The organism is Novosphingobium oxfordense, assembly GCF_044029435.1.
In the GTDB taxonomy this organism is placed as follows: domain Bacteria; phylum Pseudomonadota; class Alphaproteobacteria; order Sphingomonadales; family Sphingomonadaceae; genus Novosphingobium.
On the sequence record NZ_CP147008.1, the window covers coordinates 1,474,922 to 1,487,554 of the forward strand.

The following is a 12,633-nucleotide window of genomic DNA, read 5'->3' on the forward strand; positions in this document are numbered from 1 at the left end:
AAATGAACCGCCTGCTTCCCTCCCTTGCTGTGCTGGCGTTCTCGCTTGCCGCTCCCGCCGCTTTCGCCGGGCCGCTGGAGGATCTGCGCGCGCGTTCGCCGGAGCAGGAGGTGATCTACTTCGTGTTGCCCGACCGCTTCGAGAACGGCGATCCGTCGAACGATGCGGGCGGGCTCAAGGGCGGCAAGCTCACCACCGGCTTCGATCCGGCGGACAAGGCTTTCTACCACGGCGGCGACCTCAAGGGGCTGACCCAGCGCCTCGGCTATATCCAGAACCTGGGCGCGACGGCGATCTGGGTGGGGCCGATCTTCAAGAACAAGCCCGTGCAGGGGCCGAAGGGCGGCGAAAGCGCGGGCTATCACGGCTACTGGATCACCGACTTCACCCATGTCGATCCGCACTTCGGCACGGACGCGGACTTCAAGGCGCTGGTCGATGCCGCCCATGCGCGGGGCATGAAGGTCTACATGGACATCATCGCCAACCACACAGCGGACGTGATCCAGTACCGCGAAGGTGCGGCGCAGGAGTATCCCTATCGCTCGAAGGCGGACTATCCGTTCTCGCGCAAAGGCGGCGTCGGCGGAGCGCCGATCAATCCCGGCTTTGCGGGCGACGGCGATGCCAGCGCGGCGAACTGGGCGAAGATGACCGATCCCTCGTTCGCCTACACGCCCTACGTGCCGAAGGGCGAGGAGCGGGTGAAAGTGCCCGCCTGGCTCAACGATCCGATCTATTACCACAATCGCGGCAATACCGACTGGAAGGGCGAAAGCGCGCAGTACGGCGATTTCGTGGGCCTGGACGATCTCGCAACCGAAAACCCGCGCGTGGTCGAAGGGATGATCGCGATCTATGGCGACTGGATCGACAGGTACGGCGTGGACGGCTTCCGCATCGATACCGCCAAGCATGTGAACCCGCAGTTCTGGCGCCAGTTCGTCCCCGCCATGAAGGCACGCGCGGCGGCGAAGGGTATTCCGAACTTCCATATCTTCGGCGAAGTGATGACCGGGGACTACGACCCGGCGCTGCTCGCCAGTTGGACGCGCAATGCCGGGCTTCCCGGCGTGCTGGACTTCGCCTTCATGCACGCGGTGCTGAAGTCAGCGGGCGAAGGAAGCAGTGAGGAACTCGCGCGCCTGCCCGATGACGATGGGCTTTACGAGGGCGGCGCGAAGGCAGCGCTGCAACTGCCGACCTTCCTCGGCAACCATGACGCCGGGCGCGCGGCGATGTTCCTCAAGGCGGCGAACCCGGCGATAAGCGCGGACGAACTGCTCAGGCGCGACGAACTGGCCCATGCTATGCTGCTCACCCTGCGCGGCGTGCCGACGATCTACTACGGCGACGAGCAGGGCTTGGCCGGCGCCGGCGGCGACCAGCTTTCGCGGCAGGACATGTTCGCCAGCAAGGTGGCGGTCTACAACGCTGAGGCGCTGGTGGGCACGACCAAGACCACAGCGACCGAAAGCTTCGATCCCGACCATCCGCTCTACCGCCTGATCGCGCAGCTTTCCGCCTTGCGCGTGAAGACCCCGGCACTGACCCAAGGCCGATCCGTCACCCGCGCGGCTTCGAGTAAGCCCGGCCTCATCGCCGTATCGCGCTTCGATCCGAAAACGGGGGCTGAGGTGCTGCTGGCCTTCAACACGTCCACCGCGCCGGTTTCGGCGCAAGTGGCCGTCGATCCCGCCTCGCCCTCGTTCGAGACGCTGGCGGGCACGACCTGCGCCGCCACGGCCAGCGCGCCCGGCTCTGTCCGCGTCGAACTGCCGCCGCTGGGCTTTGCGGTCTGCGCGGCGAAACCCTGATCCACTCCCCCCGGAAAAGACCATGACTTCAACACCCGAATGGTGGCGCGGCGCCGCCATCTACCAGATCTATCCCCGCAGCTTCGCGGACGCCAATGGCGACGGCATCGGCGACCTGCCGGGCATCGCCGCGCGGCTGGACCATGTGGCCAGCCTCGGCGTGGAGGCGGTGTGGATTTCGCCGTTCTACGCCTCTCCGATGGCCGATTTCGGCTACGACATCGCGGACTACTGTGCGGTCGATCCGATCTTCGGCACGCTCGAAGACTTCGATGCGGTGATCGCCCGCGCCCGCGACCTCAAGCTGAAGATCATCGTCGATCAGGTCTACGCGCATACCTCCGACAAGCACGCGTGGTTCGTGGAGAGCCGCTCCAGCCGCGATAATCCGCGCACAGACTGGTACGTCTGGGCCGATGCCAAGGCAGACGGCACCCCGCCCAACAACTGGCAGTCGATCTTCGGCGGACCCGCCTGGCGCTGGGATGCGCGGCGCGGGCAATACTACATGCACAACTTCCTGGCCGAGCAGCCGCAGCTCAACTGCCACAACCCCGAAGTGCAGGAAGCGCTGCTGGGCGTGGCGAAGTTCTGGCTGGATCGGGGCGTCTCGGGCTTTCGTATCGATGCGCTCAACCATTCGATGCACGACCCGCTGCTGCGCGACAATCCGGCGGCGGCGGACGAGGGCAAAGTCCGCACGCGGCCCTATGATTTCCAGATCCAGCGCTACAACCAGTCGCACCCGGATATCCTGGCCTTCATCGAACGGTTGCAGGCGCTGATCGCGTCCTATCCCGATACCTATTCGCTGGCCGAAGTGGGCGGGCTCAATGCCGGGGAGGAAATGAAGGCCTTCACCCAGGGGCCCGCCCGGCTTAACAGCGCCTATGGCTTCGACTTCCTCTATGCCGAGAACCTGAGCCCCGCGCGCGTGGCCGCCGCGCAGGACTTCTGGCCGGAAGAGCCCGGTATCGGATGGCCGAGCTGGGCTTTCGAGAACCACGACGCCCCCCGCGCAATCTCGCGTTGGTGCGCTCCGCAGCACCGCGACGCTTTCGCGCGGATGAAGGCGATGCTGCTGCTGTCGCTGCGCGGCAATCCGATCTTGTTCCAGGGCGAGGAACTCGGGCTGGAACAGGACGACGTGCCGTTCGAGCTGCTTCAGGACCCGGAGGCGATCGCCAACTGGCCGCTCACCCTCTCGCGCGACGGCGTGCGCACCCCGCTGCCGTGGAAGGCGCAGGACGAGCATGGCGGTTTCAGCAGTGGCGCGCCGTGGCTGCCACTCTCCGAGGCGAATCTTGCCCGTTCGATCGACCGGCAGGAGGCCGATCCCGCCTCGCTCCTGCATCTGACGCGGCGATTGGTCCAATTGCGGCGCGAGGATCCCGCGTTGCGCCGGGGCACCTGCGCAGTGCTTCTGGCCGACGAGACGCGCCTTGTCCTGCGCCGCGAAGCCGAAGGGCGATCGGTGCTGGCCGTGTTCAACATCGGTGAGCGCGATGCCGCTTGGCCGGATGGCCTGCCTACTACGGGCAATGTCCTTGCCACCGTCAACGATACCGCACTCGGCTCGCTCCCCGCATGGGCAGCGATCTGGATCGAGGAATGACCTCTCACCCAATGTCGGCAAACGGGATCGGACCATGACCATCCCCTTTCGTCGCCCCCGCGCAGGCGGGGGACCCGCTTCCTTCTTTGCCCTCTCGTTTGAGCGCAAGAAAAGCGGGATCCCCGCCTTCGCGGGGATGACGGGATTTTTTGAACGGGCTGGTCGGTCCGCATTCGCACACGTTTCAAAAGGAGATCGGGCATGAAGCCTTTCCGCCTGCTGGCCCCCGCCAGCTTTCTAAAAGCCGGCATCCTCGCCGCCGCTCTCGCGCCGCTTGCTGGTCATGCCCAGGAAGCCAAGCCCGCAGTCACCGCCGCCTCGCCCGATGGTTCGATCGTGCTCACCGTCAGCACGGACAACGATAGCCGCCCCACCTGGTCGCTGTCGCGCAAGGGCAAGCTGCTGATCGCGCCCAGCAAGCTGGGCTTCGTGCTGACAGACGGCGTGAACATGGTGCGCGGTTTTGCCATCTCCGGCAGCGAAAAGGGCACGCAAGACGATACCTGGCAGCAGCCCTGGGGCGAGCGCACCGATGTGCGCGATCACTATAACGAGGTGACCGTCCACTTCCGCCAGTCCGCCGCGCAGGGCAGCCGGTTGATGGACGTGCATTTCCGCCTTTTCGATAACGGCGTGGGCTTCCGCTACGAACTGCCCGAGCAGCCGGCGATGAAGACGATGAAGATCGCCGACGAGACCACCGAATTCGACATCGTGCCCAAGGGGACTGCGTGGTGGATTCCGGGCGGCGAGTGGAACCGTTACGAGCAGGTCTACCAGAAGACCCCGATCGACGCCGTTTCCACCGCCCACACGCCGATCACCATGAAGCTGGATGACGGCACCCACCTGTCGTTCCACGAAGCGGCGCTGGTCGACTATGCCGGCTATTGGTTCAAGCGCGCGGATGGGCAGAAATTTCGCACCACGCTTTCACCATCCTCACGCGGTGCGCGGGTGGTGCGCGACCTGCCGTTCAACACGCCCTGGCGCACCATCCGCATTGCCGACAACGCGGCGGGCCTTGTCGAGAACGATCTGGAACTCAACCTCAACGAACCCAACAAGCTGGGCGATGTCAGCTGGGTGAAGCCGATGCGCTACATCGGCATCTGGTGGGGCATGATCCGCGGCGACTGGACCTGGGCGACCGGCCCGAAGCACGGCGCCACCACCGCGCGCGCCAAGCAGTACATCGACTATGCCGCCCGTCACAATTTCGGCGGCGTGCTGATCGAAGGCTGGAACAAGGGCTGGGATGGCGACTGGTTCGGCCACGGCGACTTCAGCTTCACCGAGGCGACGCCGGACTTCGATATCAAGGCAGTGACTGACTATGCGCGTAAGAAGGGCGTGGTGCTGATCGGCCATCACGAGACGGGCGGCAATATCGCCATCTACGAAAAGCAGATGGATGCCGGCTTCGCGCTTTATGAGAAGCTGGGCGTTCCGGCGGTGAAGACCGGCTATGTCGCCGATGGTGGCGGCATCATCGCCGATACCTGGCATTACGGCGAACAGCCGGGCGAAACGCACATGGAATGGCATGACGGGCAGCGTCAGGTGAACCACCACCTCGACGTGGTGAAGCTGGCCGCGCAGCATCACATCTCGATCGACGCGCATGAGCCGGTGAAGGACACCGGCCTGCGCCGCACCTATCCGAACTGGGTCAGCCGCGAAGGTGCACGGGGCATGGAATACAACGCCTGGGGTGCCTTCGCCAACGGGCCGGACCATGAACCGACGCTGGTCTATACCCGCATGCTTTCCGGCCCGATGGACTTCACCCCCGGCGTGCTGAGCCTGGAAGGCGCGAACCACGATCCGCTGGCCTCCACGCTGGCCAAGCAGCTTGGGCTCTACCTCGCGATCTATTCGCCGATCCAGATGGCCGCGGACTTCGTCGAGAACCTGGACAAGTATCCGCGCGAGATGGAGTTCATCAGCCACGTCCCCACGGACTGGGCCGAAAGCCATCTGATCGCGGGCGAAGTGGGCGATTACGCGGTCTTCGCGCGCAAGGACCGGGGGAGCCCCGAATGGTTCGTCGGCGGCGTGAACGATGCGACCGCGCGTAGTGTCACGCTCTCGTTCGACTTCCTCGAACCCGGCAAGACCTACAAGGCAACGATCTGGAAGGATGGGGAGGGCGCCACTTACCTCACCGACGCCCGCCACAAGATCGCCTACGAGACGCGCACGGTGAAGAAGGGCGACACCTATGATCTCTGGCTGGCGCCGGGCGGCGGCGCGGCGATGCGGCTGGTGCCGGGCAAGTAAGCCAAAGGGGGGGCGAAAGGCCGCCTCCCCCCAAAAAAAGGCGTTCCTAGGGCCCTCCAAGGCCCTCCAAGGGCGCCCCCTCAACGGTGCGCCCTCTCGCCGGCTGGCGAGGATCAGGTGAGCACGGCTGCCGCGAAGGGCGCTTGGGCGGGGGTCGGTGACAGGTCCGGTATCGCACGATCTACTGTGACGCGCTGGTCGCCTTTCAGCAGGGCCAGCGCTTCGCGCCTGTCGCCGACGGCCGGGGGCGATCCGCGCAGGGGCAGCCCGGCGGTTTCGCGCACGGTCAGCATGGTGACGATGCCGATCGCGGCAGCGCCCATCAGGTAATAGGCGGGCACCAGCGGGTCGCCGGTGCGGCTGACCAGCCACGCGGTTACCAGCGGGGTCGTGCCGCCAAACACCGAGACGGACAGATTGAACGCGATCGACAGCGCGCTGTAGCGAACCGGCGTGTAGAACAGAGCCGGTAGGGTGGAGGGCATTGAACTGGTAAAGCAAACCAGCGCCACGCCCAATGCCATCAGGCCAAGGAAAATCAGCCAGTCGTTGCCCGTGCCGATCAGCAGCAGACTGGGAACCGACAGCACGATCAGTGCCACGCAGGCGCCGATGATCATCGGGCGGCGGCCCAGGCGATCGCTGAACAGCCCGCCGACGACATTGAGCGGCATCATTACCAGCATCACCAGGATGATCAGCAACAGGCCTTTGCTCTCGGCATAGCCCATCGTCACCGTCAGGTAATTGGGCATGTAGGTCAGCAGCATGTAGTCGGTCACGTTGAAGACCAGGACCAGTCCAACGCACTTCACCAGCTGGCGCCAGTGCAGGCGGATCGTGTCGGACAGTCCCGGCCGATCGGCTTCGCGCGCGTCCACTTGTTCGCTATAGGCCTGGAATGCCGGGGTTTCCTCCAGCTTCAGGCGCATGTAAAGGCCCAGCAGACCCAGCGGGCCGGCGATCAGGAACGGCAGTCGCCAGCCCCAGGCGAGCATCTGGGCGTCGGTGAGCACCATTTGCAGCAGGGTCACTGTGCCGGCCCCGGCGATGTAGCCGCCCAAGGTGCCGAATTCGAGCCAGCTTCCCATCAGGCCGCGCTTTCGGTCGGTCGAATATTCGGCAATGAAGGTCGCCGCGCCCCCATATTCGCCGCCGGTGGAGAAGCCCTGAACCAGGCGGGCGACCAGCAGCAGGATCGGTGCGGCAACGCCGATCCGTTCGTAGGAGGGGATGAGGCCGATGGAAAAGGTCCCCACGGCCATCATCACCATGGTCAGCGCCAGGATCTTGTGGCGACCGTAACGGTCGCCCAGCGGGCCGAACACTAGCCCGCCCAGCGGACGGACGAGGAACGCGGCGGCGAAGGTGGCCAGCGTGGCGATCAGCTGGACGGTCGGGTCGCCGGATGGAAAGAAGACATGGCCCAGCGTGACCGCGATGTAGCCATAGACGCCGAAATCGAACCATTCCATGGCGTTGCCCAGCGCAGCCGCGGCCACCGCGCGGTTCAGCAGCGAGCGGTCCACCACGGTAATGTCGTCGATAGCCAGTTCCCGGCGGGATTTGAACCAGCCGAACTGCGCGTGCTGCGCAGCGGTGCCGAATTGCGCATTTTGCGCAACGGGATCGTGCATGTCTGTCTCCGTTCGCGCCCGGGCAGGCGCGCAGGAAGGCACCACATATCGCCAGGCGGGAGGCGGCCGTCGGACGGCCGTGAAAGGATGCGATGCCGCAGGGGGCATCAAGCGGGGAGGGCTCCCCATAGACATGTCTTTGGCAAAACGGGGTATCTAATGGCTGAGCCGTGGCTCAGCGACGATGGACCGATAAAGCGGCGAAGTAAGGCCGACGGCGAATGCGCTTCGCCGCCGGCCATTTCCGGTACTGTCTGGAGCCGATCAGAACTGGAGGTTGATCGATGCCGACACGGTGCGCGGAGCACCGATATAGGCGTATGTCGTCGCGGTATTGGTGATGCCGGCGTCGTCGAAGGCGCCGTAGTAGAACTTGTCGAACAGGTTGGTGACGTTGACCTGCACGAACGTCTTGTCGTTCAGGCCCAGGAAGCCGAGGTTCAGACGCGCGTCGAGGTTGACGACGGTATAGGCCGGGACCTTGGCCGCCCAGAGCTGATTACCCGAACTGTCGACCACGGCGGTGTTCAGGCTGTTGTAGTAGCGCGATCCGGTCTTCTTGACCTCCACGCCCAGCGATGCCGGGCCGGCATTGCCTTCCACGCGGCCGCCGAAGCTGTAGTGCGGCACGCCGCCTTCCATCTTGCCCGACGTGGCTGCGTAAGTGGAGGTTCCGGTCTGCACGTCGTCACGGATGTTCGACCAGAGGTAGGAGCCGAACAGATAGGCCGAGACATGCTTGTCCGGCCGGAACGACACGCTGCCATCGATGCCGTAGCGGTCCACGGTGCCGAGGTTGGTGTATGTGGAGGTCTGCGTGTCCGGGTTGTAGGCCGAGGACAGGCGGTTCGAGAAGATCGTGTACCAGCCGGCGACGGACGCCTGGAACATGCCCGAACGATAGCGCAGGCCGACGTCGAAGTTGTCGGTCGTCTCCGGCTTGGGATCGGCCGAACCGTCCGAATAGTAGAACGCGTTGGTGTAGAGGTTATCGGTGCCGGGAACTTGCAAGCCCTTCGAATAGTTGCCGTTCATCGACAGGGCCGGCGTGAAGTCGTACGTGAAGCCTACGTTCGGCAGCACGCGGCTATAGTTGAACACCTTGTTCTGCGGCGCGGCGTAGGTCGTGGTCAGGCTCGCTTCGTAGGCAGCCAGGCTGTCCGCATCGGCAAAGCAGTTGACCGAGCCGGTGCTGGTGTAAGTCACGCAGTTCTGCGTCAGGTTGCGGCGGAAGAACGGCACGCGCACGCCGGCGACGACATGCAGCGCGTCACCCACGAAATCGCCCGAGTATTCGCCCGACACCTGATGCAGGATCGCGTAGGACAGGCGATCGCGCTTTTGCAGGATATTGCCGTTCACGTCGGTCAGTGCATCGTCGGTGTTGAAGTAGTTCGATGCGAAGCCGTTCGAATCCAGAGTGCCCAGTTCGCCGGTCTGGCGATGGCGACCGCGGTCGTAGGTATAGGCCACGCGCACGCGCTGGTTGTCAGAAAGGTCGTAACGGAGTGAGGCGATCACGCCGATGCGATAGGTTTCGGTCTGGCTGGGGGCCGAAAGACGCACCGAGTCCAGCGTATCGCCGTCGCCATTCAGGTCCACGCCGCCGAAATAGGGGGTGCCGTTGATATAGCCGCTGGCGATCGTGCTGCTGTAGCTGCCTTCCTTGGCGACCACCGTGCCGCCGCCGTTGGCGGAAGTGTACTGGAAGTAGGGATCGACCGTCAGGGTCAGCTTGTCGCTAAGGGTGAAGCGCGAATTGATGCGGATGTTCGCGGTTCTGGACGGGTTGTAACGGTACTCCCACGCAGAGCCGCAGGAGCTGGCGGCATCTGCCACGCCGTCGGTGCCGGCCGGGATCGTGCAGCGGGCGACGGTATAGGCGTCACGCTCGTCGGCATTGGTGGGAATGCCGCTGGTGTTGGTCAGCAGCCAGTCCGACGCCATCGTGTTGTGGTTGACGTTGTAGTGGCCGGAGATCGAGATGAAGTCGCCGTTGCTGCCCAGCGGCTGGTAGATCTTGGCGTTGAACTGGGTCTTGTCGATCTTTCCCACGCCGCCGTAGAGCGCGTCGTAGGTGTCCTTGGAGGCGGAGAACCACGCGCGGGTGCCGGACGAGTTGAGATCGCCGGTGTTGATCATGCCGAAGATGCGCAGCTTGCCGTAATCGCCGACGGTACCGACCATGCGCGCGCCGAATTCGTGGCTGGGGTCGATCGAGCGGTAGTTCACCGTCGAGCCCGAGGCGGCCGCCGTGGGCGAGTCCACATCGGTGGTACCCAGGTTGACGTTCACCTGCTCGATCAGTTCGGGGTCGAGCTGCTGATTGGTGTAGAGCGCGTAATTGCCGGTATCGTTCAGCGGAATACCGTCGAACGTCTGCGAGATGCGGGTATCGTCGAAACCGCGGATCATCAGGCTGCCGCCCGAGGAGCCGTAGCCGTCATAACTCTGGAAGCTGACGCCGGGAACGAGGTTGATGATCTCGTCGATCGACTGGCCCGGCGTCTCGCGACCGATGACTTCCTTGGTCAGGACCTGCTTGGCCTTGGGCGTATCGGGAATCTTGATGCCGGCAATGTCGCCCTGGCTGCTACCGGCGACGACGATCTCCGACTTCTCGAAATCGATCGAGCCGGTCGACTGGGCGCGGGCCGGGGCGGAACCGAGCGCGCAAGTCACAGCGATGCCTGCCGCGGAAGCGGCAAGAACGGAACGTTTCTGCATTGGATTTACGACCTCAATTGTGGTGCCCGCGAGGGGGCATCATGACTGCAGCGTGCGTCTCCCGGCTGCTGGAAGCGTGGTCGTCCGCCAACGATCGTCTTCCGGCAGCCCGAGCCTTGCTGCTGCCGAAGCCTTAGTCGTCCGAATGTGACAGTGTCGAGACAGCGGCCGCAGAGTCGCGCTGTCTAAAAAGTAAAATCCAAGTAGTGAGGATTTTGTGCAACTGCGTCATACAGTATTGCTGGATAATGTCGCCGTCATTTCATCAATATTGTACTGTATAGCTACACGGTAACCTGACGGCTACACATTGAAACCGTCTCTGTTGTCGCGAATCGCGCTGCCGGGGATACGGATTTCCGCAACCAGCCCGCCTTGCGGCGCGTTGTGCAAGCTGAGCGTCGCGCCGAAAGTACCGACCTGGGCCAGCGCGATGGCCAGCCCGATCCCCGTGCCGTTGCCCTTGCTGGAGGAAAGGCGGCGGAAGGGCTGGAACGCCAGCGCCAGTTCGTCTTCCGGCAGGCCCGGTCCCCGGTCCGCCACGCGAATGACAAGATCTGCACCTTCACGCAGGCAGCTCAATTCCGCGCTGCCGCCGTACTTCAGCGCATTGTCCACCAGATTGCCCAGTGCGCGGGCGAGGGCATTGGGCTTTACCCGCGCTTCCGCGCCGCAGCCCCGCGTGAAGGCCACGCGGTGGCCGAATTCGGCGGCATCTTCGGCAATGCTGGAAAGGATGGAATCGATGTCCAGCACGGCCCAGGGCTCACGGATCTCGCTGCTGCGGGCAAGGTCCAGCCCGTCGCGCACCATTTGCTGGGTCACTTGCAGATCGGCGACGAGGCGTTCGCGCAGAGCGTCGTCCTCCACTTGCTCCAACCGCAGGCGCAGGCGGGTGAGGGGCGTCTGCAGATCGTGCGTGACGGAGGCGAGGATCTGCGTGCGTTCGCGCAGGCCCTCGCGCACACGCTCCTGCGCCAGGTTGAAGGTTTCGAGCGCCGCGCGCACTTCGCTGGGACCCTTGACCGGGATCGGTTCGAACTCGCCGACCAATGAGAAAGCGCGCGCGGCGCGTTCCATGCGGCGCAAGGGCGCGGTGGCAAGGCTGGCCGCCATGAGGCCGAGCAGGGCGCCGGCGAGGATGATCAGTTCGAGATAGGGCGGGCCGACGCGGTGGCGGTTCCAGCTGCGATCCGGCCAGAGATCGACGACGTAGCTGAACGTCCTGCCGCCGGAATTGACCTGGATGAACCAGCAATCCGGCAGGGGATCGGTGTTCATTCCCGCCGCATGGGGATAGCGGGTGAGCTGGACGAAGCATTCGCCGTTCAGCAGCGGCATCACTTGCGCAGGGCGGCCGAGGCGCCCGGTCAGTCGCCGCGAGAATTCCGGGTCCGGCGCGGTCATGCGCCATTCGGGATTGGGGTCGTGCGCGCCCAGAATGACGCCGCGCGACAGCAGGTTGGCGGTCTGCGCGGGGTCCCGGTCGAAGCGATGCGCGATATCGACGGCGCTATTGAGCGCCGCGTCGATCTGATCCTTGCGGAAGGTGTAGTGGCCCAGGTTGTCGGACGCCTGGAGCGCGAGGATCGCAGAAATCGCCATGCCCAACGAGAGTACCAGCGTCAGTCGCCCCGCCAGCGAGCGGGGATAATCGCGCAGGCGCCGCCAGAAACTGCGCTTTTCGGGGGGCGAGGTCATTCGAAGGCGACGGGGCCGGGCAGGACGTAGCCTTCGCTCCGCACTGTCAGGATCAGTTCGTCGCCGCCCGGCACGCTCGCCAGCTTGTGGCGCAGGCGGCTGATCTGGATATCGATCGATCGGTCGAAGGCGACGGTGGCGCTACGTTCGGGCAGCAGTTCCTCGCGCGAGAGCACCTGGTTCGGTGCTTCTATGAAGCGGGTGAGCAGGCGGTATTCCGCGGAGGAGAGCATGACCAGCCGCTCATCGTCGGTCACCAGCCGGCGCTGGTGCAGGTCCAGCCGCCAAGGGCCCACGCGGGCGAAACGGGCGACGCGCGGGCGGGTGCCGGCTTGCGCCTGTACCCCGTCGAACACGCGCGACCGGCGCAGCAGGTTGCGTACGCGCGCCAGCAGTTCGCGCGGCTCGAAAGGTTTGGTGAGGTAATCGTCCGCGCCCAATTCCAGCCCGAGCACGCGGTCGATCGGGCCTTCGCGCGCGGTGACCATCATGATCGCGCCTTGATGCCCGGCGGCACGCAAGTCGCGGCAGATATCCAGCCCATCCCCATCCGGCAGGTTCAGGTCCAGGATCAGCAGGTCTACCGGCCCAAGGTCCAGGCTCTCGCGCAGTTCGGCGACCGAGCCGACGGAGTCCACGCGCTGCGGTTCGCGCGAAAGCTGCGCGGCGATCAGTTCGCGAATGTCGGGATCGTCCTCCAGGACGATGATGCGCCCCTCCGGCGCATCGCTCTGCGGGATCATGAAAGAGGCCATAGACGCGCTGCCCGGTGAAGTCTGCCCTGCTGATACACGATGAAACAATAGGCTACCGCTGGCAACTTGACGATACGCACCGTTGATTGCCGATCCGT

Annotated in this window: 7 protein-coding genes; 3 read left to right on the top strand and 4 right to left on the bottom strand. The window is 64.7% G+C overall.

What is annotated here, in order from left to right:
* The first annotated feature begins 2 nt into the window (after nt 1-2).
* From WBP07_RS29330 to WBP07_RS29340, 3 genes are all read left to right on the top strand, one after another.
* Nucleotides 3-1,817 carry an alpha-amylase family glycosyl hydrolase gene (locus WBP07_RS29330; RefSeq protein WP_395396760.1) on the top strand — a complete coding sequence of 605 codons (1,815 nt, stop codon included), beginning with the start codon at nt 3-5 and terminating at the stop codon, nt 1,815-1,817.
* Between the two features lie 22 nt (nt 1,818-1,839).
* On the top strand, nt 1,840-3,432 hold the full coding sequence (locus tag WBP07_RS29335; protein ID WP_395396761.1) for an alpha-amylase family glycosyl hydrolase: 1,593 nt from the start codon (nt 1,840-1,842) through the stop codon (nt 3,430-3,432).
* Nucleotides 3,433-3,633: 201 nt separating this feature from the next.
* On the top strand, nt 3,634-5,715 hold the full coding sequence (locus tag WBP07_RS29340; RefSeq protein ID WP_395396762.1) for a glycoside hydrolase family 97 protein: 2,082 nt from the start codon (nt 3,634-3,636) through the stop codon (nt 5,713-5,715).
* A 113-nt stretch (nt 5,716-5,828) separates the two neighbouring features.
* Here WBP07_RS29340 and proP read toward each other — a convergent pair whose 3' ends face one another.
* The 4 genes from proP to WBP07_RS29360 all read right to left on the bottom strand — a co-directional run bounded on the left by proP (nt 5,829) and on the right by WBP07_RS29360 (nt 12,523).
* Nucleotides 5,829-7,352 (bottom strand): glycine betaine/L-proline transporter ProP, encoded by a 1,524-nt coding sequence (proP, locus tag WBP07_RS29345; protein ID WP_395396763.1) that lies wholly within the window; start codon nt 7,350-7,352, stop codon nt 5,829-5,831.
* A 264-nt stretch (nt 7,353-7,616) separates the two neighbouring features.
* Nucleotides 7,617-10,079 (bottom strand): TonB-dependent receptor, encoded by a 2,463-nt coding sequence (locus WBP07_RS29350; protein ID WP_395396764.1) that lies wholly within the window; start codon nt 10,077-10,079, stop codon nt 7,617-7,619.
* Between the two features lie 303 nt (nt 10,080-10,382).
* The gene (locus tag WBP07_RS29355; RefSeq protein WP_395396765.1) at nt 10,383-11,780 is read right to left on the bottom strand and encodes an ATP-binding protein; all 1,398 of its coding nucleotides are present in this window, start codon (nt 11,778-11,780) and stop codon (nt 10,383-10,385) included.
* Complete coding sequence (locus tag WBP07_RS29360; protein WP_395398271.1) at nt 11,777-12,523, bottom strand: response regulator transcription factor; 747 nt, start codon at nt 12,521-12,523, stop codon at nt 11,777-11,779. The genes WBP07_RS29355 and WBP07_RS29360 overlap by 4 nt, the downstream gene beginning before the upstream one ends.
* Nucleotides 12,524-12,633 lie beyond the last annotated feature (110 nt).

Bases quoted from the DNA above. Each gene is read 5' to 3' on its own strand.
- WBP07_RS29330 (WP_395396760.1), top strand. From the start codon at position 3: ATGAACCGCCTGCTTCCCTCCCTTGCTGTGCTGGCGTTCTCGCTTGCC.
- WBP07_RS29350 (WP_395396764.1), bottom strand. From the start codon at position 10,079: ATGCAGAAACGTTCCGTTCTTGCCGCTTCCGCGGCAGGCATCGCTGTG.
- WBP07_RS29355 (WP_395396765.1), bottom strand. From the start codon at position 11,780: ATGACCTCGCCCCCCGAAAAGCGCAGTTTCTGGCGGCGCCTGCGCGAT.
- WBP07_RS29340 (WP_395396762.1), top strand. From the start codon at position 3,634: ATGAAGCCTTTCCGCCTGCTGGCCCCCGCCAGCTTTCTAAAAGCCGGC.
- WBP07_RS29335 (WP_395396761.1), top strand. From the start codon at position 1,840: ATGACTTCAACACCCGAATGGTGGCGCGGCGCCGCCATCTACCAGATC.
- WBP07_RS29360 (WP_395398271.1), bottom strand. From the start codon at position 12,523: ATGATCCCGCAGAGCGATGCGCCGGAGGGGCGCATCATCGTCCTGGAG.
- proP (WP_395396763.1), bottom strand. From the start codon at position 7,352: ATGCACGATCCCGTTGCGCAAAATGCGCAATTCGGCACCGCTGCGCAG.